The sequence below is a fragment of the Pseudomonas zanjanensis genome (assembly GCF_014268745.2).
In the GTDB taxonomy this organism is placed as follows: Bacteria; Pseudomonadota; Gammaproteobacteria; order Pseudomonadales; family Pseudomonadaceae; genus Aquipseudomonas; species Aquipseudomonas zanjanensis.
Map to the genome: position 1 here is coordinate 56,477 of NZ_JABWRB020000001.1, position 24,684 is coordinate 81,160.

At 61.2% G+C, this 24,684-nt stretch carries 23 protein-coding genes; 14 read left to right on the forward strand and 9 right to left on the reverse strand.

The genetic code is table 11. From position 1 onward, the window contains the following. Window positions 1-223: 223 nt before the first annotated feature. Together HU715_RS00245 and tadA are read left to right on the forward strand one after the other, a co-directional pair. Window positions 224-1,600, forward strand: coding sequence for a multicopper oxidase family protein (locus HU715_RS00245; protein ID WP_186705430.1), 1,377 nt, complete (start codon window positions 224-226; stop codon window positions 1,598-1,600). Further along, window positions 1,600-2,097, forward strand: coding sequence for a tRNA adenosine(34) deaminase TadA (gene tadA / locus HU715_RS00250; RefSeq protein WP_186705431.1), 498 nt, complete (start codon window positions 1,600-1,602; stop codon window positions 2,095-2,097). The genes HU715_RS00245 and tadA overlap by 1 nt, the downstream gene beginning before the upstream one ends. A gap of 197 nt (window positions 2,098-2,294) precedes the next feature. Here the strand turns inward: tadA and cmoB are convergent, their stop codons facing one another. The 8 genes from cmoB to HU715_RS00290 form a co-directional block, all read right to left on the reverse strand. Further along, window positions 2,295-3,251, reverse strand: coding sequence for a tRNA 5-methoxyuridine(34)/uridine 5-oxyacetic acid(34) synthase CmoB (gene cmoB, locus HU715_RS00255; RefSeq protein WP_186705432.1), 957 nt, complete (start codon window positions 3,249-3,251; stop codon window positions 2,295-2,297). Beyond that, window positions 3,248-3,991, reverse strand: coding sequence for a carboxy-S-adenosyl-L-methionine synthase CmoA (cmoA, locus tag HU715_RS00260; protein ID WP_053118678.1), 744 nt, complete (start codon window positions 3,989-3,991; stop codon window positions 3,248-3,250). The genes cmoB and cmoA overlap by 4 nt, the downstream gene beginning before the upstream one ends. Window positions 3,992-4,221: 230 nt before the next feature. Beyond that, the gene (locus tag HU715_RS00265) at window positions 4,222-4,857 is read right to left on the reverse strand and encodes a lysoplasmalogenase family protein (protein WP_186705433.1); all 636 of its coding nucleotides are present in this window, start codon (window positions 4,855-4,857) and stop codon (window positions 4,222-4,224) included. Between the two features lie 2 nt (window positions 4,858-4,859). Beyond that, window positions 4,860-5,252: a protease inhibitor I42 family protein gene (locus HU715_RS00270; protein ID WP_186705434.1), complete on the reverse strand. Its 393-nt coding sequence runs from the start codon at window positions 5,250-5,252 to the stop codon at window positions 4,860-4,862. A 218-nt stretch (window positions 5,253-5,470) separates the two neighbouring features. Further along, a complete protein-coding gene (gene lon, locus HU715_RS00275; RefSeq protein WP_225917537.1) occupies window positions 5,471-7,885 on the reverse strand; it encodes an endopeptidase La in 2,415 nt (804 codons plus the stop codon). A 210-nt stretch (window positions 7,886-8,095) separates the two neighbouring features. Beyond that, window positions 8,096-9,409: an MFS transporter gene (locus tag HU715_RS00280; protein ID WP_186705435.1), complete on the reverse strand. Its 1,314-nt coding sequence runs from the start codon at window positions 9,407-9,409 to the stop codon at window positions 8,096-8,098. A gap of 424 nt (window positions 9,410-9,833) precedes the next feature. Next, window positions 9,834-11,075 carry an HlyC/CorC family transporter gene (locus HU715_RS00285; RefSeq protein ID WP_186705436.1) on the reverse strand — a complete coding sequence of 414 codons (1,242 nt, stop codon included), beginning with the start codon at window positions 11,073-11,075 and terminating at the stop codon, window positions 9,834-9,836. 12 nt (window positions 11,076-11,087) lie between these two features. Next, the gene (locus HU715_RS00290; RefSeq protein WP_053118690.1) at window positions 11,088-11,900 is read right to left on the reverse strand and encodes a cytochrome C assembly family protein; all 813 of its coding nucleotides are present in this window, start codon (window positions 11,898-11,900) and stop codon (window positions 11,088-11,090) included. Window positions 11,901-12,096: 196 nt separating this feature from the next. Here HU715_RS00290 and ffh point away from each other — a divergent pair, with 196 nt between their 5' ends. The 12 genes from ffh to HU715_RS00350 all read left to right on the forward strand — a co-directional run bounded on the left by ffh (window position 12,097) and on the right by HU715_RS00350 (window position 23,179). Then, a complete protein-coding gene (ffh, locus tag HU715_RS00295) occupies window positions 12,097-13,473 on the forward strand; it encodes a signal recognition particle protein (protein ID WP_003198085.1) in 1,377 nt (458 codons plus the stop codon). 251 nt (window positions 13,474-13,724) lie between these two features. Next, complete coding sequence (gene rpsP, locus HU715_RS00300; protein ID WP_003198088.1) at window positions 13,725-13,976, forward strand: 30S ribosomal protein S16; 252 nt, start codon at window positions 13,725-13,727, stop codon at window positions 13,974-13,976. Window positions 13,977-13,981: 5 nt separating this feature from the next. Further along, on the forward strand, window positions 13,982-14,518 hold the full coding sequence (rimM, locus tag HU715_RS00305) for a ribosome maturation factor RimM (RefSeq protein ID WP_186705437.1): 537 nt from the start codon (window positions 13,982-13,984) through the stop codon (window positions 14,516-14,518). Further along, entirely contained in the window at window positions 14,500-15,273 is a 774-nt protein-coding gene (trmD, locus tag HU715_RS00310) for a tRNA (guanosine(37)-N1)-methyltransferase TrmD (RefSeq protein WP_170845966.1), read from the forward strand. The genes rimM and trmD overlap by 19 nt, the downstream gene beginning before the upstream one ends. A gap of 45 nt (window positions 15,274-15,318) precedes the next feature. Next, window positions 15,319-15,669, forward strand: a complete 351-nt coding sequence (gene rplS / locus HU715_RS00315; protein ID WP_003175895.1) for a 50S ribosomal protein L19 — start codon at window positions 15,319-15,321, stop codon at window positions 15,667-15,669. Window positions 15,670-15,801: 132 nt separating this feature from the next. After that, window positions 15,802-16,698 (forward strand): site-specific tyrosine recombinase XerD, encoded by an 897-nt coding sequence (xerD, locus tag HU715_RS00320; protein ID WP_186705438.1) that lies wholly within the window; start codon window positions 15,802-15,804, stop codon window positions 16,696-16,698. 312 nt (window positions 16,699-17,010) lie between these two features. Continuing rightward, window positions 17,011-17,742, forward strand: a complete 732-nt coding sequence (locus HU715_RS00325) for a DsbC family protein (protein ID WP_186705439.1) — start codon at window positions 17,011-17,013, stop codon at window positions 17,740-17,742. 132 nt (window positions 17,743-17,874) lie between these two features. Further along, on the forward strand, window positions 17,875-19,179 hold the full coding sequence (locus tag HU715_RS00330; RefSeq protein ID WP_186705440.1) for a homoserine dehydrogenase: 1,305 nt from the start codon (window positions 17,875-17,877) through the stop codon (window positions 19,177-19,179). 102 nt (window positions 19,180-19,281) lie between these two features. After that, window positions 19,282-20,691 (forward strand): threonine synthase, encoded by a 1,410-nt coding sequence (gene thrC, locus HU715_RS00335; protein ID WP_186705441.1) that lies wholly within the window; start codon window positions 19,282-19,284, stop codon window positions 20,689-20,691. A gap of 120 nt (window positions 20,692-20,811) precedes the next feature. Continuing rightward, a complete protein-coding gene (locus HU715_RS00340) occupies window positions 20,812-22,200 on the forward strand; it encodes a transporter substrate-binding domain-containing protein (RefSeq protein WP_186705442.1) in 1,389 nt (462 codons plus the stop codon). Between the two features lie 162 nt (window positions 22,201-22,362). After that, complete coding sequence (locus tag HU715_RS00345) at window positions 22,363-22,650, forward strand: DUF3509 domain-containing protein (protein WP_186705443.1); 288 nt, start codon at window positions 22,363-22,365, stop codon at window positions 22,648-22,650. A 364-nt stretch (window positions 22,651-23,014) separates the two neighbouring features. Further along, window positions 23,015-23,179, forward strand: a complete 165-nt coding sequence (locus HU715_RS00350) for a hypothetical protein (RefSeq protein WP_186705575.1) — start codon at window positions 23,015-23,017, stop codon at window positions 23,177-23,179. A 241-nt stretch (window positions 23,180-23,420) separates the two neighbouring features. On the opposite strand, the gene HU715_RS00355 is transcribed toward HU715_RS00350, so the two are convergent. After that, on the reverse strand, window positions 23,421-24,620 hold the full coding sequence (locus HU715_RS00355; protein WP_186705444.1) for a CaiB/BaiF CoA transferase family protein: 1,200 nt from the start codon (window positions 24,618-24,620) through the stop codon (window positions 23,421-23,423). Window positions 24,621-24,684: the final 64 nt, after the last annotated feature.

Genomic DNA, 24,684 nt, shown 5'->3' on the forward strand with positions numbered 1-24,684 from the left:
TCTGAAGGTTCGCCTCACCGCTCCCGCCACCGCAAAACCGTGGCGAGGGAGCTTGCTCCCGCTGGGGGCGAAGCGCTGAGCGCTCGATTCATTCATCTGTCGGGAAATGACCACTACACGTTTTTTTCATCTTGGTTTCCTTACCGTTTCTCATCTGCGGGTGTATCGTATTCGCCTTTTGCGGGCCCAACGGTTCGCGCGGATTCAATAGGTGGTTGCGTTCATGTCCTTTACCCGTCGCCAAATACTCGGTGGCCTGGCCGGTCTTGTTGTCGTTGGTGTGGGTGCAGGCGGCGCGTCACGGTACTGGTTGGGCAAAAGGACGGATGCCGAGGCCGGTCACGACTATGAATTGATCGCCGCGCCCTTGGATGTGGAACTGGTGGCCGGGCACAAGACCCAGGCCTGGGCGTTTGGCCCTTCGGCGCCGGGTACCGAGCTGCGGGTGCGCCAGGGCGAATGGTTGCGGGTTCGTTTCATCAACCATCTGCCGGTCGCCACCACCATCCATTGGCACGGGATTCGTTTGCCGCTGGAGATGGACGGCGTGCCCTATGTCTCGCAACTGCCGGTGCTGCCGGGCGAGTATTTCGATTACAAATTCCGTGTGCCGGACGCCGGCAGCTATTGGTATCACCCCCACGTCAACAGCAGCGAAGAACTCGGGCGTGGGCTGGTGGGGCCGTTGATCATCGAAGAGCGCGAGCCCACCGGTTTCAAATACGAGCAGACCCTGAGCCTCAAGAGCTGGCATGTGGATGAGCAGGGCGAGTTCGTCGCGTTCAGCATTCCCCGCGAGGCGGCCCGTGGCGGCACGGCCGGGCGGCTGTCGACTATCAACGGCGTGCCGCAAGCGGTGATTGACCTGCCGGCCGGGCAGATCACCCGGGTGCGTTTGCTCAACCTTGATAACACCCTGACTTACCGCATCAACATTCCCGGTGTTGAAGCGCAGATCTATGCGCTGGATGGCAACCCCATCGAACCGCGCCCGTTGGGCAAGGAATACTGGCTGGGGCCAGGCATGCGCATTTGCCTGGCGATCAAGGCACCGCCGGCTGGCGAGGCGTTATCGCTGCGCAACGGCCCGGTGCGCCTGGGGACGCTGCGTTCGGTGCCCAACAGTGACGCGCCGGCGCCATGGCCGCCAGCATTGCCGCCCAACCCGGTGGCCGAGCCGGACCTGGCCAATGCCGAGAAACTCAACTTCAATTTCGAATGGGTCGGCTCGGTGTCGGTGAATGTCGACAACGGCAAACCGCCAAGCCTGTGGCAAATCAACGGCAAGGCTTGGGACATCACCGACAAGACCTGCGCCGACCGGCCGATCGCCACGCTGAAGAAAGGCCAGAGCTACATTTTCGAATTGAAGAATATGACCCAGTACCAGCACCCGATCCATTTGCACGGCATGAGCTTCAAGGTGATTGCGTCGAACCGGCACAAGGTCGTGCCGTATTTCACTGACACCTACTTGCTGGGCAAGAACGAGCGGGCGCAGGTGGCGCTGGTGGCGGATAATCCGGGCGTGTGGATGTTCCACTGCCATGTGATCGATCACATGGAAACCGGCCTGATGGCCGCCATCGAGGTGGCGTGATGCGCCAGATTCGCCCCGCCAAGATCATCGACCGCAGCCGTGACCAGGACTTCATGCGCGAAGCCCTGGCCCTTGCCGCACAAGGCGCCGCCCTGGGCGAAGTGCCGGTGGGCGCAGTGCTGGTGCAGGACGGTGAAATCATTGGGCGCGGCTTCAACTGCCCGATCAGTGGTCACGACCCCAGCGCCCACGCCGAAATGGTCGCGATCCGCGCCGCCGCCCAGGCCGTGAGCAACTATCGTCTGCCCGGCAGCACGCTGTACGTGACGCTGGAACCGTGCAGCATGTGCGCCGGCTTGATCGTCCATTCACGCATCGCCCGGGTCGTCTATGGCGCCTTGGAGCCCAAGGCCGGCATCGTGCAGAGCCAGGGGCAGTTCTTCAGCCAGGGCTTCCTGAACCATCGGGTGCTGTTCGAGGGCGGGGTGTTGGCTGAGGAGTGCAGTACGGTGCTTAGCGAGTTCTTCAAGGCCCGAAGAGCCAAATCGCAAGGTTGAACACATACCCTTGTGGCGAGGGAGCTTGCTCCCGCTGGGCTGCGCAGCAGCCCCAAACCATTCAACACAGTGCATCAGGAAAAATCGGTTGGCAGCTTTTACGACTGCTGCGCAGCCGAGCGGGAGCAAGCTCCCTCGCCACAATGATTGGCAGCCCTTAAGTGAGCAGGCTGTTCTCCCACAGGGGCTCGGGCGATTTATTTACGCGCCACAATCACCGCCCGCATCGGCGCTGGCAGCCCTTCGATGGTCTTGCTGTGGTCGGCGGGGTCGAGGAAGTCGCTCAGGGACTGATATTTCATCCACTCGGTGCTGCGCTGTTCTTCCACGGTCGTCAGGCTCACGTCCACGCAACGCACATCGCTGAATCCGGCGCGGCGCAGCCAGCGTTCCAGGGCCGGGACCGACGGCAGGAACCACACGTTGCGCATCTGCGCATAGCGGTCTTCGGGCACCAGCACCTGATGTTCGTCGCCTTCGATCACCAAGGTTTCCAGCACCAGTTCACCGCCCTTGACCAGGCAATCCTTCAAGGCCAGCAAGTGTTCAATCGGCGAGCGGCGGTGGTAGAACACGCCCATGGAGAACACGGTGTCGAAGCCTTCCAGTTCCGCTGGCAGGGCCTCGAAGGGGAACGGCAGATGCCAGGCGTTGGGCTGCGACAGGTAGCGCTGCACCGCCTGGAACTGGCAGAAGAACAGCCAGTTGGGGTCGACGCCGATCACCGTGTCGGCCCCGGCGCCGAGCATGCGCCACATGTAGTAGCCATTGCCGCAGCCCACATCGAGGATGCGCTTGCCCTTGAGATCCAAGTGCGGCGCCACCCGCGACCACTTCCAGTCCGAGCGCCATTCGGTGTCCACGTGCACGCCGAACAGGTCGAACGGCCCTTTGCGCCAGGGTGACAGGCCCATCAGCGCGGTACGCATTTGCCCACGGGTTTCGTCGGAGCAATCAGCGTCGAGCGTCAGGCCGTTCAGCAGGTCGACGGTGGTGGGTTGCAAGACCGGCAGCGCATCGAGGGCGCTTTGCCAGCGCTCCAGGTCGCCGTGGCCCTTTTCCATCTTGCTGTCGAGTTGCGTCTGCAGCGTCGCGGCCCAATCGGCCAGGGGTGTGCCGGCCAGATGGCGGGCGAGGGGGGACAGATCGATCATGGCAGGGCAATCAACGAGGCGAAGTTAAGACACTGGAACCACGGCACGACTTTCGAGAACCCGGCCGCCAAGAGGCGCTCGCGGTGTTCTTCGAGGCTGTCGGGCTTCATGACGTTTTCGATGGCGCTGCGTTTCTGGGCAATTTCCAGCTCGCTGTAGCCGTTGGCGCGCTTGAACGCCACGTGCAGGTCGGTGAGCAGGGCGTGTTCCTCGGCGTCGTTGAAGCGTAGCTTTTCCGAGAGGATCAGGGCGCCGCCTGGCAGCAGGGACTGGCGAATGCGGCTCAACAGTGCTGTGCGTTGGTCCGGCGCGATGAATTGCAGGGTGAAATTCAGCGCCACCACCGAGGCCGGCTGGAACGCCAAGGCGAGGATGTCGCCTTCGATCACTTCCACCGGCAGCAGCTCTTGGAACATCGAGTCCTGGCCGTTGAGGTATTCACGGCAGCGTTCGACCATCGCCGCCGAGTTATCCACCGCGATCACCCGGCAACCGTCGGTGCGCACATGACGGCGCAGGGCCTGGGTCACGGCGCCCAGGGACGAGCCAAGGTCGTAGAGCACGCTATTGGGCTGGGCGAATTGCGCGGCGAGCACGCCGAGGTTTTCGACGATGGTCGGGTAACCCGGCACGGAACGCTTGATCATGTCCGGGAACACCCGCACCACGTCCTCGTTGAAGGCGAAGTCCGGCACTTGGGCCAGGGGTTGGGCGAATAGACGGTCGGGGTCTTTGCTCACGGCGGTTCCAGCGGCATGGGTGGTGAAAAGGCCGGCATTTTAACCAAAAAACCTGTGGGAGCGAGCTTTGTGGGGGCAAGGCCTGGGGGAGCAAGGCTGTGTGGGAGCAAGGCCTGTGGGAGCAAGGCTTGCCCGCGATGAACGATAATGCGGTCTTGCTATAGACCGCGGTGCCTTTATCGCGGGCAAGCCTTGCTCCCACAGAGCTCTGCTACCACATTAATCTTTGTTCAGTGCTGCTTTTGCGGGAACGCCGACGCGGTAATGCCCCATTGGCCCAGCCAGTAACTGATGATGATCAGGTAAGGCGCGGCATGGAAGGGCTGCACGAACCGGTTGATGCCGATCAGGCTGTCGGAAAACACAAAGGCCAGGGCCCCGGCGGCGGCTAGCCAGGCCGAACGCTTGGGTACATCGGTGCCCAATCTTGCCAACGCTCGCCAGAGCATGGCGCTGATGGCCAAACCATAAACCACCACCGGCACCAGTAACGGCCCGAGACCGCTCGACACCAGGATCCCCAACAGCACCGCGCCGATGCCCAAGGCCAGGGCCAACGGCCGCAGTGCCGGACGGCGACAGTCGCTGAGGTAGGCTTTCAGGTAGGCCAGGTGCGCCAGCAGAAACGCGCCGAGGCCGAACACGAACAGATCCCCCGGCCAGGCCAGCAGCACATCGCCCACCAGGGAAAAAATCAGCCCGAGGCTGATCCAGCGTCGATAGTCGCCCGGCTGCGCATCGTGCAGCCAGCCGAGCAGGGCCAGCACCGGCATGGGCTTGACCAGCAGGCACAGCAGCGTGGCATGCATGGCCAGGCCGTACAGGTAGGTGGCCGCACCCATCAGTGCGAGGATCAGCCAACCCACGGTCAGTTCACCGCAATGGCGCAGTCAAAGGTTTCCACCGGCGGCACTTCCGGCGCCCAAGGCTGTTGATAAGTCAGGCGCAAGCGCCCGGTACCGGCGTTGAACGCCTGGAAGCGCCAGGTCGAGACACCGGCGGCGCCAACGATGCCGGCGTCTTCCGGGTTGCGATAGACCTCCGGCCCCAAACCTTTCAACACGCCTCCCGCTGAATCCTGGATCGCCCAGCGATAACCGGTGCTGGGGTTGCTGGGCAGGCTCAGGATCAGGTTCTGTCCGTTGTTGAGCCTGACCGGGCACTGGCTCAGTTTTTCCACGGTCACGTTGTGGCTGGTTTGCGTGGCGCAGGCGCTCAGCAGCGCGAGGCTGAGGGGGACGAGCAGGCGAGTGAGGGACATAAGGGTAACGGCTCCGGCGTTTACGACGAACGGCGAGCATAACCGAAGATGCTACTGGGTGTGTCAGATGGGCATGTGTCGTTGCTGATGCCGCCTTCGCGAGCAAGCCCGCTCCCACATTAGGTATTGGTGTGGATCACAAGTTTTGTGAACGACACAAATTCCACTGTGGGAGCGGGCTTGCTCGCGAAGGCGGTAACGCAGGCGCTACATAACTATCAGAACAACACCTTCGCCACATCCGCAAACCGCTTGGCAAAGTGCACCGTCACACCTTCCTTGAGGTAGTCCGGCAGTTCTTCGAAGTTGCCCCGGTTGGCTTCCGGCAGGATCAGTTCGTTGATCTTTTGCCGGCGCGCCGCGATGACTTTCTCACGCACGCCACCAATGGGCAGGACATGCCCGGTGAGGGTCAGTTCGCCGGTCATGGCCACGCCTTTTTTCGGCGGCTGGTTGCGAGCCAGGGACAGCAAGGCGCTGGCCATGGTGACGCCGGCGCTCGGGCCGTCCTTGGGCGTGGCGCCTTCCGGCACATGCAGGTGAACGAAGGCCTCGTCGAAGAACTTCGGATCGCCGCCAAATTGCTTCAGGTGCGAACTGACGTAGCTGTGGGCGATTTCCGCCGACTCCTTCATCACCTCCCCCAGTTGCCCGGTCAGCTTGAAGCCGCGATTGAGGGTGTGGATGCGCGTCGCTTCGATCGGCAAGGTCGCGCCGCCCATGCTGGTCCAGGCCAGGCCGGTGATCACCCCGACGCCAGACAGTACCTGTTCGTTGCGGAACACCGGCTTGCCCAGGGACGTCTCAAGATCCTTCGGCCCGAGCTTGATCACCGCTTTTGGCTCTTCGATCAGCTTCATCACCGCCTTGCGCACCAGTTTGCCCAGCTGTTTCTCCAGCTGGCGCACCCCGGCCTCACGGGCGTAACCGTCGATCAAGGCCTTGAGGGCGCTGTCGTTGATGCTCAGGCTGCCCTTGGACACGCCGGCCTTGGCCAGTTGCTTGGGCCACAGGTGGCGCTTGGCGATGGCGACTTTTTCTTCGGTGATGTAGCCCGACAGGCGGATCACTTCCATCCGGTCCAGCAGCGGCCCGGGGATCGAGTCCAGGGTGTTGGCGGTGCACACGAAGAGCACTTTCGACAGGTCCAGGCGCATGTCCAGATAGTGGTCGAGGAATTCGACGTTCTGTTCCGGGTCGAGGGTCTCGAGCAAGGCCGAAGCCGGGTCGCCCTGGTAGCTCTGGCCCATCTTGTCGATTTCGTCGAGCATGATCACCGGGTTCATCACTTCGACATCCTTGAGGGCCTGCACCAGCTTGCCCGGCTGGGCACCGATGTAGGTGCGCCGATGGCCCTTGATCTCGGCTTCATCGCGCATGCCGCCGACACTGAAGCGGTAGAACGGCCGGCCCAGGGACTCGGCGATGGACTTGCCGACACTGGTCTTGCCCACGCCCGGCGGGCCCACCAGCAGCACGATGGAACCGCTGATCTCGCCTTTATAGGCACCGACGGCGAGGAATTCGAGGATGCGGTCCTTGATGTCGTCCAGGCCGGCGTGGTGCTGGTCGAGCACCTTGCGCGCATGCTTGAGGTCGAGTTTGTCCTGGCCATACACGCCCCACGGCACCGAAGTCGCCCAATCCAGGTAATTGCGGGTGACGGCGTATTCCGGCGAGCCGGTTTCCAGGATCGAGAGTTTGTTCATCTCCTCTTCGATACGCTTTTGCGCCTGGGCCGACAGCACTTTGCCTTCCAGCCGCTGCTCGAATTGCTCGAGGTCGGCGCTGCGGTCGTCCTTGGTCAGCCCCAGTTCCTGCTGGATGACCTTGAGCTGCTCCTTGAGGAAGAACTGGCGCTGATGTTCGCCGATCTTGTTATTGACCTCGGCGGAAATCTCTTTCTGCAACCGCGCCACTTCGACTTCCTTGCGCAGCATTGGCAGCACTTTTTCCATGCGCTTGAGCATGGGCACGCAGTCGAGCACTTCCTGCAGCTCATTGCCGGTGGCGGAGGTGAGCGCGGCGGCAAAGTCGGTGAGTGGCGAAGGATCGTTGGGGCTGAAGCGGTTGAGGTAGTTCTTCAGCTCTTCGCTGTACAGCGGATTGAGCGGCAGCAGTTCCTTGATCGCATTGATCAGCGCCATGCCGTAGGCCTTGACCTCGTCGGTCGGCTCGCTCGGCTGGTGCGGGTATTCGACCTCCACCAGATACGGTGGGCGATGGTGCTTGAGCCAGGTGCGGATGCGCACGCGGGTCAGGCCCTGGGCGACAAACTGCAATTTGCCGGCTTCCCGGCTGGCGTGGTGCACCTTCACCAGCGTGCCGTACAGCGGCAGCTTCGAGGTGTCGAAATGACGCGGGTCTTCCTGGGGCGTGTCCATGAAAAACAGCGCCAGGGAATGATGTTCGGACTTGGCCACCAGCTCCAGGGTCTCGGCCCACGGTTCTTCGTTGACGATGACCGGCAGCACCTGGGCCGGGAAGAAGGGGCGATTGTGGATGGGGATGATGTAGACCTTGTCCGGCAGGTTCTGGCCGGGCAGGGCCAGGCCGGTACCGGAGGAGGTGTGTTCGACGTGTTCGGAGTCAGCGTATTCGTGAGTGGCTTCAGTAGAGTGCTGGTCGCTCATGGGGCACCTGCGCAATGGGGTATGGGTCTTAGATGGGGCAGGTGGGGGGTGGTTTCAATGGTGGGGGATTGTTAACGGTTATTTCATGGCGGGCGTCGGTCCGTAGGAGCTGTCGAGCGAAGCGAGGCTGCGATCTTTCCCCTGACGCTTGAGTCTCAAGCGAAAGCTTAAAAGATCGCAGCCTTCGGCAGCTCCTACGAGCGGGGCGCGTCAGGCGACCCGATTCAAGTCGTTATGACGAGTTTCCTTCAAGCACAACACCGCGATGACGCTGAGCAGCGCGGCCGCTGAAACATAGCCTCCGACATAGCTCAAGCCGCCCATCGCCACCAGTTTCTGGGCGAAGAATGGCGCGGCCGAGGCGCCGACGATGCCGCCCAGGTTGTAGGCCGCCGAGGCGCCGGTGTAGCGCACATGAGTCGGAAACAGTTCCGGCAGCAAGGCACCCATGGGGGCGAAGGTCACCCCCATCAGGAACAGCTCGATGCACAGGAACAACGCCACGCCGCCCGTGGAACCGTGGGTCAGCAAGGGTTCCATGAGGAATCCCGAGGCAATCGCCAGCAGGCCGCCAATGATCAGGATCGGTTTGCGGCCGTAGCGGTCGCTGGCCCAGGCGGACAACGGGGTCGCAGCGGCCATGAACAGCACGGCAAAGCACAACAGGCCCAGGAATGTTTCGCGACTGTAGCCGAGGGTGGACACGCCGTAGCTCAGGGAGAATACCGTCGAGATGTAGAACAGCGCGTAACACACCACCATCGCCGCCGCGCCCAGCAGCGTTGGCGCCCAATACTGGCTGAACAGCTCGACCAGCGGCACCTTGACTCGCTCCTGGCGGGCCACGGCATTGGCGAACACCGGGGTTTCGTGGAGCTTGAGGCGCACGTAGAGGCCGACGATCACCAGCACGGCGCTGAGCAGGAACGGAATTCGCCAGCCCCAGGAGCGGAATTGCTCGTCGTCCAGGCTCATGGCCAGGGTCAGGAACAAGCCGTTGGCCGCCAGGAAGCCGATGGAGGGCCCCAGTTGGGGGAACATGCCGAACCAGGCACGCTTGCCTTTAGGGGCGTTCTCGGTGGCAAGCAGCGCCGCGCCGCCCCATTCGCCGCCCAACCCCAGGCCTTGGCCGAAACGCAGCACGCACAGGAGGATCGGTGCCCAGGCGCCAATACTGGCATAGCCGGGCAACACGCCGATGAGCGTGGTGCACACGCCCATCAGCAGCAAGGACGCCACCAATGTGGACTTGCGCCCGATCCGGTCGCCGAAATGGCCGAACAGCGCCGAACCCAGCGGACGGGCGAGGAAGGCGATGCCGAACGTCAGGAAGGACGACAGCATCTGTGCCGTGCCTGAGGTTTGCGGAAAGAACACTGGCCCGATCACCAAGGCCGCAGCCGTGGCGTAGACGTAGAAATCGTAGAACTCGATGGCGGTGCCGATGAAGCTCGCGGTCGCCACGCGGGTGGCCGAGTTGGTCGGCTGGGCAGTCACTGCCTCGTTGCAGGTAGCGGTCGTCATGCGGTTATCCCTGACAGTCATATGCTCCGTTGGAGCGAATTATTATGGTCGAACCCCCAGGGATGTGGGCGGGTATCCCGTCGCTGTTTCGGGTAGGAACAGTCCCAGGGTTGCTGCGGATCTTGCCGATGGTCTGGCCGGAACCAGCCAAGTGCGGGGTAGGCACGGGGTTCGGGCGGGGCTGGGTAAGCGGGTTGAGTATAGGAAGGGGGGTAATGAATCAACAAGTGAGCCCGTACACAATATTGAGGCGTGCGCTGAGCTTTTTTGTGGCGAGGGAGCTTGCTCCCGCTGGGCTGCGAAGCGGCCCTGAAACCATATCACTCGGTGTATCAGGTAAGTTGGGGGCTGCTTTTGGGGCTGCTGCGCAGCCCAGCGGGAGCAAGCTCCCTCGCCACAAGGGCTATCAGGTCCAGACAGGGATTCAGGAAACCGCGGGCACCGAGCTGTTATGCCACGCCAGCACCTGGCTGACGCGGTTGTCCACGGTCTCGATGATTTCCAGCCGATAACGGCCGATCTTCAGGCAGACCGGACTTTCGGGAATGGTTTCCAAGGCTTCGGTCACCAACCCATTGAGGGTCTTGGGGCCGTCGCAAGGCAGGTGCCAGCCCAGGGTCCGGTTCAATTCGCGGATCGACGCCGCGCCATCGATCATCAGGCGGCCGTCGGGCTGGGGATGAACGTGGGGATTGTCGAGGCTGTGCTCGCTCTCGAATTCACCGACGATTTCTTCGAGGATATCTTCCAGGGTGACAATACCCAGCACTTCGCCGTATTCGTCCACCACCATGCCCAAGCGCCGCTGCTGCTTGTGGAAATTCAACAGTTGCAGCTGCAGTGGCGTGCTTTCGGGCACGAAGTAAGGCTCGTGGGAAGCGGTCAGCAGCGCTTCCTTGGTCAGGCTCGCGTCCGCCAGCAAATGACGGATCTGGCGGGTGTTGAGCACCGCTTCGACCTGGTTGATGTCACTGTGAAACACCGGCAGGCGGGTACGCCGGTTCAGGCGCAGCTGTTCGATGATGTCGCCGATGGGGTCGTCGAGGTTGATCCCATCGACCTCGCTACGGGGTACGAGGATATCGTTGACGGTGATGTTGTCCAGGGCGTGGATGCCGGAAATCGGATGCAGCCGGCTGCTGCCGTGCTCGGATTCCTGCTCGCTACGCGGTGGCGCGGGCATTTCGTCGTCGCTCTGCTGCACCATGCCGGGCTTGCGAGCGAAGGGGCGCAGCAACAACTGGCTGGCGCTATTCAGCAACCAGGCAAACGGGTAGAGGATCTTCAGCGGTATGCCCAGCAAGGTGTTGCCCAATGCCAGCACCGCGTCGGGCTGACGGCTGGCCAAGGTGCGCGGCAGGTAGTCGGAGAACACCAGCAGGGCGGCGCTGGTGCCGAGCCAGGCGACCCACGGGCCGTTTTCCAGCCAGGTAAAAATGGCCAGCAACGTGCCGATGACCACGGCCAGGGCGCGACAGAGGGTATTGCACAGGATCAGGCTGGCCAGCGGGAAGGTCAGCGCCGCCAGCGGTCTGTCACTGGCGCGCGAGGCTGTGCGCTGGGCCAGCAGGTATTGCTGGGCGGCTTCGATGGCCGTGAACAGGGCCGACCAGAGGATCAGCACCACCAGCACGGCGAACAACGGCGCTACGGGCAACGTATCCATCAGGGCCGTCCGTCAGATATGCAGGATGTATTCACGAACCAGCTTGCTACCGAAGTACGCCAGCATCAGCAGGCAGAAACCGGCCAGGGTCCAGCGAATCGCTTTGTGTCCACGCCAGCCGAGGCGGTTGCGGCCCCACAGCAGCACGCTGAACACGACCCACGCCAGGCACGCCAGCAAGGTCTTGTGCACCAGGTGCTGGGCGAACAGGTTCTCGACGAACAACCAGCCGGAGATCAGCGACAGCGACAGCAGGGTCCAGCCGGCCCAGAGGAAGCCGAACAACAGGCTTTCCATGGTTTGCAGCGGCGGGAAGTTGCGGATCAGCCCGGACGGGTGCTTGTGCTTGAGCTGGTGATCCTGCACCAGCAGTAACAAGGCCTGGAACACGGCGATGGTGAACAGGCCGTAGGCGAGGATCGACAGCAGGATGTGGGCGAGGATGCCTGGCTCTTCGTCGATGATCTGCACGGTGCCCGACGGCGCGAACTGCGCCAGCAGCACCGTGGCCAGTCCCAGCGGGAACAGCAGCACCAACAGGTTCTCCACCGGGATGCGCGAGCAGGCCAGCAGCGTCAGGGCGATCACGGCGACGGCGATCAGGCTGGCGGCGTTGAAAAAATCCAGGCCCAGGCCGATCGGCGTCATCAGGTGGGTATAAAGGCTGGCCGCGTGGCCGAGCACGGCCAGCACGCCAAGCGTGACCAGCAGGCGTTTGTTCGCCTTGGCGCCGGTGGCCAGGCGTGTGCCTTGATAGAGGGTCGCAGCGGCATAAAGGCAAGCGGCGGCGAGGGTGGCAAGCAAGCTGGGTGACAAGGGGAGCATAAATCCTGTTAGGCAAGCCCGAAAGGCGCTGAGTTTGGCATAGAACCCCCTCCACACGAAAGACCACTGCAAGGTGTACGCCGCACGCTTCTTCGCTATAATCCGCGACCTGCCCACGCCGCAGGCTCGCCGAGCACATTTTTCACGGTCTGGGCCGCCATTATCCCGGTCTCATCTGGGCCTGAAAGGATCGCGCATGTTTGAAAACCTAACCGACCGTCTCTCGCAGACGCTGCGCCATGTCACCGGCAAGGCGAAACTGACCGAGGACAACATCAAAGACACCCTGCGCGAAGTGCGCATGGCGTTGCTCGAAGCCGACGTCGCCCTGCCGGTGGTCAAGGACTTCGTCAATTCGGTCAAGGAACGCGCCGTCGGCACCGAAGTGTCGCGCAGCCTGACGCCGGGCCAGGCGTTCGTGAAGATCGTCCAGGCCGAGCTCGAAAGCCTGATGGGCGCCGCCAACGAAGACCTGAACCTCAGCGCCGTACCGCCAGCGGTCGTGCTGATGGCCGGCCTGCAAGGCGCGGGCAAGACCACGACAGCCGGCAAGCTGGCGCGCTTCCTTAAAGAGCGCAAGAAGAAGTCGGTGATGGTAGTGTCGGCGGACATCTACCGTCCGGCGGCGATCAAGCAGCTGGAAACCCTGGCCAACGACATCGGCGTGACGTTCTTCCCGTCCGACCTGAGCCAGAAGCCGGTGGACATCGCCCAGGCGGCTATTAAAGAAGCAAAACTGAAATTCATCGACGTGGTCATCGTCGATACCGCCGGTCGCCTGCACATCGATGAAGAGATGATGGGCGAGATCAAGGCGCTCCATGCCGCGATCAACCCGGTGGAAACCCTGTTCGTGGTCGATGCCATGACCGGCCAGGACGCGGCCAACACCGCCAAGGCGTTCGGTGATGCGCTGCCGCTGACCGGCGTGATCCTGACCAAGGTCGATGGTGACGCCCGTGGCGGTGCCGCGCTGTCGGTACGTGCCATCACTGGCAAGCCGATCAAGTTCATCGGTATGGGCGAGAAGAGCGAAGCGCTCGAGCCGTTCCACCCCGAGCGTATCGCCTCGCGCATCCTCGGCATGGGCGACGTACTCAGCCTGATCGAGCAGGCCGAGCAGACCCTCGACAAGGACAAGGCCGACAAACTGGCCAAGAAACTGAAGAAGGGCAAGGGCTTCGACCTCGAAGACTTCCGCGACCAGCTGCAACAAATGAAGAACATGGGCGGCCTTGGCGGCCTCATGGACAAACTGCCGAACATCGGTGGCGTGAACCTGGCGCAGATGGGCAATGCCCAGGGCGCGGCTGAAAAGCAGTTCAAGCAGATGGAAGCCATCATCAACTCCATGACCCCGGCCGAGCGCCGCGACCCTGAGCTGATCAGCGGTTCGCGCAAACGCCGCATCGCCATGGGTTCCGGCACCCAGGTGCAGGACATCGGTCGCTTGATCAAGCAACACAAGCAGATGCAGAAGATGATGAAGAAATTCTCCGCCAAGGGCGGAATGGCCAAGATGATGCGCGGCATGGGCGGTATGTTGCCCGGCGGCGGCATGCCGAAAATGTAAAGAATCTGCGCCGGCTGTCATGTCGGCGTTGCCCCGCACGGATGCGGGGATCTCCAGCAAACCCGCGCTACGTGGGAGCTGACCTGCCGTTTTTCATGACGGCTCTATGGCAAATCTTGATCGCATGGCGCCAGGCGCCGGAAAAAGACATTTGCAAAAGTCCGGATATTCCTTAGAATATGCGGCCTTTCGGGCACCTATGCCCGCTGTGCATTTAGATTTGCAGCACCGACTACAGGAACGATGTTCACATGCTAACAATCCGTCTTGCCCTTGGCGGCTCCAAAAAGCGCCCGTTTTACCACCTGACCGTAACCGACAGCCGCAACCCGCGTGACGGTTCCCACAAGGAGCAGGTTGGTTTCTTCAACCCTGTTGCCCGTGGTCAGGAAGTTCGTCTGTCCGTGAACCAAGAGCGCGTAGCCTACTGGCTGAGCGTTGGTGCACAACCTTCTGAGCGCGTTGCTCAGTTGTTGAAGGAATCGGCTAAGGCTGCGGCCTGAGCAATATGAACGCGACGCCAAAAGATGCCGGTGATTTGATCGTTGTCGGCAAGATCTATTCTGTACATGGCGTTCGCGGTGAAGTGAAGGTGTATTCCTTTACTGATCCGATCAAGAACCTGTTGGAGTACAAAACCTGGACGCTCAAGCGCGAAGGTAGCGTGAAACAGGTGGAGCTGGTCAGCGGACGCGGGAACGACAAGTTCCTGGTCGCAAAGCTCAAGGGTCTCGATGATCGTGAAGAAGCACGTCTTCTGGCCGGTTATGAGATCTGCGTGCCGCGCAACCTGTTCCCTGAACTGACCGACGGCGAGTACTACTGGTACCAGTTGGTGGGTCTGAAGGTCATCGACCACCTCGGGCAATTGCTCGGGAAAATCGATCACCTGCTCGAGACCGGTTCGAACGATGTCATGGTGGTCAAGCCTTGCGTCGGCAGCCTGGATGATCGCGAACGCCTGTTGCCCTATACCGAGCAATGCGTGTTGGCCGTCGACCTTGCCGCAGGCGAGATGAAGGTGGAATGGGATGCGGATTTCTAAACGTGGCTAATTTGCGCGTTGAAGTCATCACATTGTTTCCCGAGATGTTTTCCGCCATCAGCGAGTACGGCATAACCAGCCGCGCGGTGAAACAGGAGCTGTTGCAGCTCACCTGTTGGAATCCGCGGGACTACACCACGGATCGACATCACACTGTGGACGATCGCCCGTTTGGCGGTGGCCCGGGCATGGTGATGAAGATCAAGCCCCTGGAAGATGCGCTGGTTCAGGCCAGGACGGCAGCCGGGGAGGGTGCGAAGGTGATCTACCTGTCGCCCCAAGGCCGCCAGCTGACTCAGTCGGCGGTACGCGAGCTGGCAAATTCGGATGCATTGATCCTGATTGCCGGCCGTTATGAAGGCATTGACGAGCGTTTCATTGAAGCTCATGTCGATGAAGAGTGGTCGATTGGCGACTATGTACTGTCTGGCGGCGAGCTGCCGGCGATGGTCCTGATCGATGCGGTTACACGACTGCTGCCTGGAGCTTTAGGGCATGCAGATTCCGCCGAGGAAGATTCCTTTACGGATGGTCTGCTGGATTGCCCGCACTACACCCGACCGGAGGTGTATGCGGATCAGCGTGTTCCCGACGTGTTGCTAAGTGGCAACCACGCGCACATCCGGCGTTGGCGTTTACAGCAGTCCCTTGGTCGGACCTATGAACGACGCGCCGATCTTCTGGAAAGCCGCTCGCTTTCTGGAGAAGAGAAGAAGCTGCTCGAGGAATACATCCGCGAGCGGGACGATAGTTAACAACGTATCGATGGTGAGTCCGACGACTTGCCTTAGGAGCACAGCATGACTAACAAAATCATCCTTGCACTCGAAGCAGAGCAGATGACCAAAGAAATCCCTACCTTTGCCCCGGGCGACACCATTGTCGTTCAGGTGAAAGTGAAGGAAGGCGACCGTTCCCGTCTGCAAGCGTTCGAAGGCGTCGTTATCGCCAAGCGTAACCGTGGCGTGAACAGTGCATTCACCGTTCGTAAAATCTCCAACGGTGTCGGCGTAGAGCGTACTTTCCAGACCTACAGCCCGCAAATCGACAGCATGGCTGTCAAGCGTCGCGGTGACGTACGTAAAGCCAAGCTGTACTACCTGCGTGACCTGTCGGGTAAAGCAGCTCGCATCAAGGAAAAACTGGCTTAAGTCCAGCTTCCGATGCAAAAAAAGCAGCCTGCGGGCTGCTTTTTTGTTGCCTGCGATTTGTGCTTTGAGCACCCTGCATAGCTTCATTTCCATTTTCGATGCCGTGTGTGCCCGCATCTTTCAAGAGTCTTTATGCCTGCCATCGATCATCCGCTGATAGACCAGTTTCTCGATGCCCTGTGGCTGGAGAAGGGGCTGTCCGATAACACCCGCGGTGCCTACCGCAGCGATTTGGCACTGTTTAACGGTTGGTTGCAGGAAAATAACCTGGAACTGATCAATGCCGGCCGGGAGTTGATCCTCGATCACTTGGCGTGGCGCCTGGAGCAGAACTACAAACCGCGCTCGACGGCACGGTTTCTCTCCGGCTTGCGTGGGTTCTATCGCTATTTACTGCGGGAAAAGCTCATCGCGGTGGATCCGACCTTGCGCGTGGAAATGCCGCAGCTGGGGCGTCCGCTGCCCAAGTCCCTGTCGGAAGCCGATGTGGAGGCGTTGCTGGCGGCGCCCGACCTCAGTGAGGCCATCGGCCAGCGCGACCGGGCCATGCTGGAAGTCTTGTACGCCTGTGGCCTGCGGGTCACCGAGCTGATCAGCTTGACGCTGGAGCAAGTCAACCTGCGCCAGGGTGTGCTGCGGGTGATGGGCAAGGGCAGCAAGGAGCGCCTGGTGCCGATGGGCGAGGAAGCGATTGTCTGGGTCGAGCGTTACATGCGCGATGCCCGTCATGAACTGCTGGGTGGGCGTCCCAGCGATGTGCTGTTCCCCAGCCTGCGCGGCGAGCAGATGACCCGCCAGACCTTCTGGCACCGCATCAAGCACCAGGCCAAGGTGGCCGGGGTCAACAAATCCCTCTCGCCCCACACCTTGCGTCATGCCTTCGCCACACACCTGCTCAACCACGGCGCCGACCTGCGGGTGGTGCAGATGCTGCTTGGCCATAGCGACTTGTCCACTACCCAGATCTACACCCATGTGGCTCGGGCACGGTTGCAGGACTTGCATGCCAAGCATCATCCCCGCGGCTGAATGAAGTCCCCTGTGGGAGCCTTTGGGAGCAAGCTTGTGGGAGCAAGGCTTGCCCGCGATGAACGATAACGCGGTTCAGTTGTTACACCGCAGCGTGGCCATCGCGGGCAAGCCTTGCTCCCACAGGTACCTCCCACAGGACAGTTCCCACAGGACAGTTCCACAGGGCAGCCTCCAGCAATGTCTTGCGTCAGCGGCATTCGGTCACGCCAGCCTTCTGTGGTAGGCTTTGTCGGTTTGCACAGTGGGCGGTTGGAACCCGAATCTGCGGGTCGGTGTTTCCCGTCTCATTTGTTCGCCTCAGGAGTCCCCATGCGTTTGATCCAGATGTTCACCGCCGCCGCCATTGCGTTGGCCAGTACCTTTGCCATCGCCGACGACGCGGCCGACAAGGCTATCCGCAAAAGCCTGGAAAACCTTCAGCTCGACGTGCCGATCGACACCATTTCGGCCAGTCCCATGGCCGGCCTGTATGAGGTCAAGCTCAAGGGCAGCCGCGTGCTTTATGCCAGCGCCGACGGCCAATACATCGTCCAGGGCAACCTGTTCGAGCTCAAGGACGGCAAGCCGGTCAACCTCACCGAGCTGACCGAGCGCCAAGGCATTTCCAAGTTGATCAACGGCATTCCGGTCGCTGAAACCGTGGTTTATCCGGCCATCGGCGAAACCAAGTCCCACATCACCGTGTTTACCGACACCACCTGCCCGTATTGCCACAAGCTGCACGCCGAAGTGCCGGAACTGAACAAGCGCGGCATCGAAGTGCGTTATGTGGCATTCCCGCGCCAGGGCCTGGGCTCGCCGGGTGATGAGCAGTTGCAGGCGGTCTGGTGCTCCAAGGACAAGAAAGCGGCCATGGACAAGATGGTGGACGGCAAGGAAATCAAGGCCGCCCAGTGCGAGAATCCGGTTTCCAAGCAGTTTGCCCTCGGACAGTCAATAGGTGTGAACGGTACGCCGGCGATTGTTTTGGCCGATGGTCAGGTAATTCCGGGCTACCAGCCAGCGCCACAAGTGGCCAAACTGGCCCTCGGCGCGAAATGATCATGGGCGATCCGCTTTTGAAGATCACGGCTCGGCGAAAACTTTCGTCGGGCCGTTAAACACAGAGTCGCGTTGCTTCGCGGCTGTATTTCACGGCCGACCTTGCGTCGGCCGTTTCATGGGGAGTCAAGAGTGAATCCGGTCAAAGTAGGCATCTGTGGGTTAGGTACCGTCGGTGGCGGCACCTTCAACGTACTTCAGCGCAACGCCGAGGAAATTTCTCGTCGTGCCGGGCGTGGGATCGAAGTGGCACAAATTGCCATGCGCACGCCAAAGCCTCAGTTCCAGACGACCGGTATTGCGATTACCAACGATGTGTTCGAAGTGGCCACGAACCCTGAGATCGACATCGTCATAGAGCTGGTGGGCGGCTATACCGTTGCCCGCGAGTTGGTACTCAAGGCCATCGAGAATGGCAAGCATGTGGTCACCGCGAACAAGGCGCTTATCGCTGTTCACGGTAATGAGATTTTCGCCAGGGCCCGCGAGAAGGGTGTGATCGTGGCGTTCGAAGCCGCCGTGGCCGGTGGCATCCCGGTGATCAAGGCGATCCGCGAAGGCCTGTCGGCCAACCGTATCAACTGGGTCGCGGGGATCATCAACGGCACCGGCAACTTCATCCTCACCGAGATGCGCGAGAAGGGTCGCACCTTCGAAGACGTGCTCGCCGAAGCCCAGGCCCTCGGCTACGCAGAGGCTGATCCGACGTTCGACGTGGAAGGCATCGACGCCGCGCACAAGCTGACGATCCTGGCGTCCATTGCGTTCGGTATTCCGTTGCAGTTCGACAAGGCCTACACCGAGGGCATCACCAAGCTGACCACCGCGGACGTGAACTACGCCGAAGCCCTGGGCTATCGCATCAAACACCTGGGCGTGGCGCGCAGCACCGCCAGCGGCATCGAGCTGCGCGTGCACCCGACGCTGATCCCGGCCGACCGCCTGATCGCCAATGTCAACGGTGTGATGAACGCGGTGATGGTCAACGGCGATGCCTCTGGCTCGACGTTGTTCTACGGCGCTGGCGCGGGCATGGAGCCGACGGCTTCTTCAGTCATTGCCGACCTGGTGGACGTGGTTCGCGCCATGACCTCCGACCCGGAAAATCGCGTGCCGCACCTGGCCTTCCAGCCAGACTCGTTGTCGGCTCACCCGATTCTTCCGATCGAGGCGTGCGAAAGCTCCTACTACCTGCGCATCCAGGCCAAGGACCATCCGGGTGTGCTGGCCCAAGTGGCGAGTATCCTCTCGGAACGCGGCATCAACATCGAGTCGATCATGCAGAAGGAAGTCGAGGAACACGACGGCCTGGTGCCGATGATCCTGCTGACCCACCGTGTGGTCGAGCAGAACATCAACGACGCGATCGCGGCGCTGGAAGCGCTCCAGGGTGTCGTTGGGCCGGTGGTCCGTATCCGCGTTGAACATTTGAACTAAGCAGCTACAAGCTTCAAGCTGCAAGCTCCAAGTCAAAGCAGATCCGCTTTTACTTGCAGCTTGTAGCTTACAGCTCGCAGCTCAAACCGAAGGTTTGCCCCTATGCGCTATATCAGCACCCGCGGCCAGGCACCGGCCCTGAATTTCGAAGATGTCCTCCTGGCCGGCCTGGCCACGGACGGCGGTCTCTATGTGCCGGAAAACCTGCCGCGTTTCACCCAGGAAGAAATCGCTTCCTGGGCCGGCCTGCCGTATCACGAGCTGGCGTTCCGGGTCATGCGCCCGTTTGTCACCGGCAGCATCCCGGACGCCGATTTTAAAAAGATCCTGGAAGAGACCTATGGCGTCTTTTCCCACAATGCCATCGCGCCGCTGCGTCAGCTCAACGGTAACGAATGGGTCATGGAGCTGTTCCACGGCCCGACCCTGGCGTTCAAGGACTTCGCCCTGCAACTGCTCGGTCGCCTGCTGGACTACGTGCTGCAAAAGCGTGGCGAGCGCGTGGTGATCGTCGGTGCCACCTCTGGCGACACCGGTTCGGCGGCCATCGAAGGCTGCAAGCATTGCGAGCACGTCGACATTTTCATCCTGCACCCGCACAACCGGGTCTCGGAAGTGCAGCGTCGGCAGATGACGACCATTTTTGGCGATAACATCCACAACATCGCCATCGAAGGCAACTTCGATGACTGCCAGGAAATGGTCAAGGCCAGCTTCGCCGACCAGAGCTTCCTCAAGGGCACGCGGCTGGTGGCGGTGAACTCGATCAACTGGGCGCGGATCATGGCCCAGATCGTCTATTACTTCCATGCGGCCCTGCAACTGGGCGGTCCGGCCCGTTCCGTATCGTTCTCGGTGCCGACCGGCAACTTTGGCGATATCTTCGCCGGGTACTTGGCGCGCAACATGGGCCTGCCGATCAACCAATTGATCGTCGCCACCAACCGCAACGACATCCTGCACCGCTTCATGAGCGGCAACCAGTACGTCAAGGAAACCCTGCACGCCACGCTGTCGCCTTCGATGGACATCATGGTGTCGTCGAACTTCGAACGCCTGCTGTTCGACCTGCACGGTCGCAACGGCGCGGCGATCGCCGGCCTGATGGACAGCTTCCGGCAGGGCGGCGGTTTCAGCGTCGAGCCTGAGCGCTGGACCGAAGCCCGCAAGTTGTTCGACTCCCTGGCCGTGAACGATGAGCAGACCTGCGAAACCATCGCCGAGGTGTTCGAGCAGAGCGGTGAGTTGCTCGATCCGCACACGGCCATCGGTGTCAGGGCCGCTCGTGAGTGCCGTCGCAGCCTGGACATCCCGATGGTGATCCTGGGCACGGCTCACCCGGTCAAGTTCCCGGAAGCGGTGGAGAAAGCTGGTGTAGGAAAAGCGCTCGAACTGCCTGCGCATCTTTCTGATTTGTTTGAGCGAGATGAGCGATGCACCGTGTTGCCCAACGACTTGAAAGCCGTGCAGGCCTTTGTCAGCCTGCATGGCAATCGCGGCAAGCCACTCTGACCGCTTAAATCTGTCACATTTTGAAGCCCGTCTCCTGACGGGCTTTCTTGTTTCTGCATGCCAAACTGGCCGGGTTTTCGCCCTTGGAGGGATGGGCGAGTCATCTCGAAGGAAATGCAGATGTCGTTTTTTATCAAAGGCAAGCCAGCCCTGGGCTGGGTAATGGTCCTGGCCCTGATGTACTGGACGCAGGGGGGCGGTGCGGCGCCGCTGAGCGCTTTCGAAACGCCACCGCGCAACCCTGGCGAACGGCTGGTGCTGGACGCGCAAGAGTTGAAGTGGGTCAAGGAGAACCCCCGGGTCATCGTGGCCACCATGCAGTTTCCGTTGTACTTGTTCAAGAATGAGCAGGGACAGTGGAGTGGGTTGAACCACGATATTCTCCAGCGTATCGCGCACCTGAGCGGCCTCGAGTTCGTGCATCGGGAGTCGTTCTCCCCCGGTGAGTTGTTGACGATGCTGGAGAATGGCGAGGCCGACATGACGACCCTGCTGGCGATGAATGAAGAACGTCGGGATTTCCTCAGTTTCAGCCATGCGTTCGGTGGTTTCGGCTGGGTATTCGTCGGCCGAGACGGGGAATCGTCCCTTCATTCGCTGGGGCAGCTCGAAGGGAAAGTCCTGGCATTACCGGCACGCCATGCATTGGAAGCGGAAATCCGGCGCGATTACCCGACGATCACATTACGCACGACCAAGACCTCTGGCGAGGCACGGGCGCTGGTAGAGAGTCGGGAAGCCTTTGCCACTATCGAAAATGAAACCGGGGTGCATCTCTACCCGGCCGGGCAATTGCAGGTCGGCAGCGGCCTTGAGGGCAAGTGGGAACCGGATTACCTGGCGGTACGCCAGGACCTGACCGTGTTGCTGAGTATCTTGAATAAAGCCCTGGAAGCCTTCCCGGCCGAGGACATGCGTGCGCTGCGTTCGAAATGGTTGTCCGGCACGACCCCAGTCCAGGCGCCCACGATCTGGACGCGGATGTCCAGCTGGGGTTACTGGTGTGTGACCGTGGTCGTGGTGTTTGGCCTCTTGTCCCTGCTGTGGAACCGTCGCCTGCAGATACAGATCGACCAACGCCTCAACGCCGAAGCGGTCCTCAAGGATCAGTTGATGCTCCAGCGGGCCTTGATGGATGCCATTCCCGACCCGATTTTCATCCGTGATCTGGAAGGCCGCCTGATCATGTGCAACAAAAGCTATGAAGAGCAGTTCGCGACCCGCTTCGAAAAACTGCGGGGCACGCGGCTGACCGACTCGGCATCATTCCCGCCGGCCACCGCCGAGCTGCTGCATGGGGAAGTGATGGATCAATTGCGCACCGGCCAGTCTCGGTTCGTCGACCGGCAATTGATGTTCAGCGGCGGATTGCGGGAAATCTATCATTGGTCGGTGCCGTTCTATGGGGCCGATGGGCACCTGCGTGGCATTCTGGGGGGCTGGACCGATGTCGGGCGCCGGTGGCGCCGTTGCGACAGGGGCTTGGCTGTGCCGGCCGTCAGCCCGTAACGGCGCCCGGAGAAGGCTGTTGTTTGACTGTCATATTGGACGCGCATGCTCGGTTGAACAGGTTGAGGCGTGCCGGTTCGGTGCGCTGACGAACTTTCTGCTGCGGCCCACGGTCATTGACTGTGTACATGCAGTTGTTTCGGACTATTGAAGGGTGAGCGAATGGAAAGTATCAGCCTATTGCTGAATGAAGCCTTGAGCCCGTACCAGGTCTCGCTGACTCCCTCCGGTGCCAAGGGCGAATGCCGGGTAACGCTGAGGAATGCCAGCGGGAGCATCATCGTCGAGCGAGTGTTCAATCAGGCCCAATTGGCCGACAAGCGTCAGTTGACCGACGTGGTCGATGGCCTGCATCGCGATGTGCTGATTGCCGAGGGTCGCCTTGAGCCCTGTGTGATTGCGGCATTGCGCAATCTGGCGCGCGACAAGGTCATGGTCGCGGCGAATTGACCGGGTTTTGTGGGAACCTTCCTACGTCCTGATGAGTCAGACCTTTTACCAGCAAGAGCAAGCATTGTGCTCCGGTGCTTGTCGCTTGTTGTACTAACCATGATTGGTTACGTTTAACCCCGAGTCGTCTCCCCACTTCTCGGGGTTTCTTTTTGCCCGGTGTTTGTGGTTTTAGCGTGGTTTGTCAGGCATTGGCGCCGTTGTGGGAGCAAAGCTTGCTCGCGAGGCGGCCTGACTGCATACATATCCGTTGCTGCGGTAACGGCCACTTAGGGTTCCGCCCTGACGGCGGGTCACTTTTGAAGAGCGCAAAAGTAACCAAAACGCTTCTGCCCCACCACTCGGCACCTCGCTAAGGCTCGGTGTGCCCTCACTCCGGCATTGCTCCGTGGGCCGCCGCGAAGGGCCATCCATGGCCCAGCGCGGCTATCCCGGCATCCATGCCGGGATGCCCACTGCGCAATGCCTGCGTTCGGCCATCGTGGTTAACGGGGCGCCCGAGATCAACGTCCACCCCGAGGCGGCCTGACAGCCGACCTGACTCTCATGGTCGTACACCCCTCAGATCTGTTTGAGCAGGTCCTGTGGGAGCAAAGCTTGCTCGCGAGGCGGCTTTATAGCCGACCTGGCTCTCCCGGTCGTACTTCAATCCAATTGTGGGAGCGGGCTTGCTCGCGAAGGCGGCCTGACAGCCGACCTGGCTCTCCCGGTCGTACTCCAATCCAATTGTGGGAGCGAGCTTGATTGAGTGGTTGCCCTCCTGCGGTGCGTCAAATGGCGCCATCACTCCGCAGCTTGGCGATCTGCTGCGCGTCGTAGCCCAGTTCGCCGAGCACCTGGGCATTGTGTTCACCCAATGCCGGCCCGACCCATTCGGAGGTGCCCGGGGTGTCGGAGAGTTTCGGTACGATTCCTGGCATCTTGAACGCCTTGCCGTCCGGCAGCTTGGCCTGCAGGAACATTTCACGGGCCAGGAATTGCGGGTCGCTGAACATGTCTTCGGCGCTGAAGATCCGGCTGGCCGGTACCCCGGCCTGGTTCAGTTGGTCGATAACGCTGTCGAGCGGCAGCCCGTTGACCCAGCGATCGATGACGCCGTAGAGCTCATCGCGCCGGCTGTCACGGCCATCATTGCTGGCCAGTTGCGGGTCATTGGCCAGGTCGTCACGCCCGATGATCTGCATGAAGCGCTTGAAGATCGCATCGCCGTTGGCGCCAATCTGCACGTGCTTGCCGTCGGCGCTGGTGTGGATGGACGAGGGGGTGATGCCGGGCATGATGTTGCCGGTGCGCTCGCGGATGAAGCCGAACACGTCGAACTCCGGCACCATGCTTTCCATCATGGCGAAAATCGCCTCGTACAAAGCCACGTCCACCACTTGCCCGGTTCCGCCGTTGACCTCGCGGTGACGCAGGGCCATCAACGCGCCAATCACGCCCCAAAGGGCGGCGATGGAGTCGCCGATGGAAATCCCGGTGCGCACCGGCGGGCGGTCTTCGAAACCGGTGATGTAGCGCAGGCCGCCCATGGATTCGCCCACCGCGCCAAACCCCGGCTGGTCTTTCATCGGCCCGGTCTGGCCAAAGCCCGAAAGCCGTACCATCACCAGCTTCGGGTTCAGTGCGTGCAGCACATCCCAGCCCAGGCCGAGCTTTTCCAATACGCCGGGGCGAAAATTCTCGATCAGGATGTCGGCTTCTCCGATCAGTTTCTTCAGGATCGCCAAGCCTTCGGGGTGCTTGAGGTTCAAGGTCAGGGACTTCTTGTTGCGTGCCTGGACGAACCACCACAAGGATGTGCCTTCATACAGCTTGCGCCATTTGCGCAGCGGATCACCGCCATCGGGGGATTCGACCTTGATGACGTCGGCACCAAATTCGCCGCAGATTCGCGAGGCGAAGGGCCCGGCGATCAAAGTGCCGAGTTCGATGACTTTGACGCCGGCAAGGGGTTTGGCAGTAAGCGACATGACGGTTCCTGTAGGACAAAGCAGAACGGATAGAGCGTTTTATCATAGGCCAGGGCCGGTCGCC

Bases quoted from the DNA above. Each gene is read 5' to 3' on its own strand.
- HU715_RS00245 (WP_186705430.1), top strand. From the start codon at position 224: ATGTCCTTTACCCGTCGCCAAATACTCGGTGGCCTGGCCGGTCTTGTT.
- tadA (WP_186705431.1), top strand. From the start codon at position 1,600: ATGCGCCAGATTCGCCCCGCCAAGATCATCGACCGCAGCCGTGACCAG.
- cmoB (WP_186705432.1), bottom strand. From the start codon at position 3,251: ATGATCGATCTGTCCCCCCTCGCCCGCCATCTGGCCGGCACACCCCTG.
- HU715_RS00270 (WP_186705434.1), bottom strand. From the start codon at position 5,252: ATGTCCCTCACTCGCCTGCTCGTCCCCCTCAGCCTCGCGCTGCTGAGC.
- lon (WP_225917537.1), bottom strand. From the start codon at position 7,885: ATGAGCGACCAGCACTCTACTGAAGCCACTCACGAATACGCTGACTCC.
- HU715_RS00280 (WP_186705435.1), bottom strand. From the start codon at position 9,409: ATGACGACCGCTACCTGCAACGAGGCAGTGACTGCCCAGCCGACCAAC.
- HU715_RS00285 (WP_186705436.1), bottom strand. From the start codon at position 11,075: ATGGATACGTTGCCCGTAGCGCCGTTGTTCGCCGTGCTGGTGGTGCTG.
- HU715_RS00290 (WP_053118690.1), bottom strand. From the start codon at position 11,900: ATGCTCCCCTTGTCACCCAGCTTGCTTGCCACCCTCGCCGCCGCTTGC.
- ffh (WP_003198085.1), top strand. From the start codon at position 12,097: ATGTTTGAAAACCTAACCGACCGTCTCTCGCAGACGCTGCGCCATGTC.
- rpsP (WP_003198088.1), top strand. From the start codon at position 13,725: ATGCTAACAATCCGTCTTGCCCTTGGCGGCTCCAAAAAGCGCCCGTTT.
- rimM (WP_186705437.1), top strand. From the start codon at position 13,982: ATGAACGCGACGCCAAAAGATGCCGGTGATTTGATCGTTGTCGGCAAG.
- trmD (WP_170845966.1), top strand. From the start codon at position 14,500: ATGGGATGCGGATTTCTAAACGTGGCTAATTTGCGCGTTGAAGTCATC.
- rplS (WP_003175895.1), top strand. From the start codon at position 15,319: ATGACTAACAAAATCATCCTTGCACTCGAAGCAGAGCAGATGACCAAA.
- xerD (WP_186705438.1), top strand. From the start codon at position 15,802: ATGCCTGCCATCGATCATCCGCTGATAGACCAGTTTCTCGATGCCCTG.
- HU715_RS00325 (WP_186705439.1), top strand. From the start codon at position 17,011: ATGCGTTTGATCCAGATGTTCACCGCCGCCGCCATTGCGTTGGCCAGT.
- thrC (WP_186705441.1), top strand. From the start codon at position 19,282: ATGCGCTATATCAGCACCCGCGGCCAGGCACCGGCCCTGAATTTCGAA.
- HU715_RS00340 (WP_186705442.1), top strand. From the start codon at position 20,812: ATGTCGTTTTTTATCAAAGGCAAGCCAGCCCTGGGCTGGGTAATGGTC.
- HU715_RS00345 (WP_186705443.1), top strand. From the start codon at position 22,363: ATGGAAAGTATCAGCCTATTGCTGAATGAAGCCTTGAGCCCGTACCAG.
- HU715_RS00355 (WP_186705444.1), bottom strand. From the start codon at position 24,620: ATGTCGCTTACTGCCAAACCCCTTGCCGGCGTCAAAGTCATCGAACTC.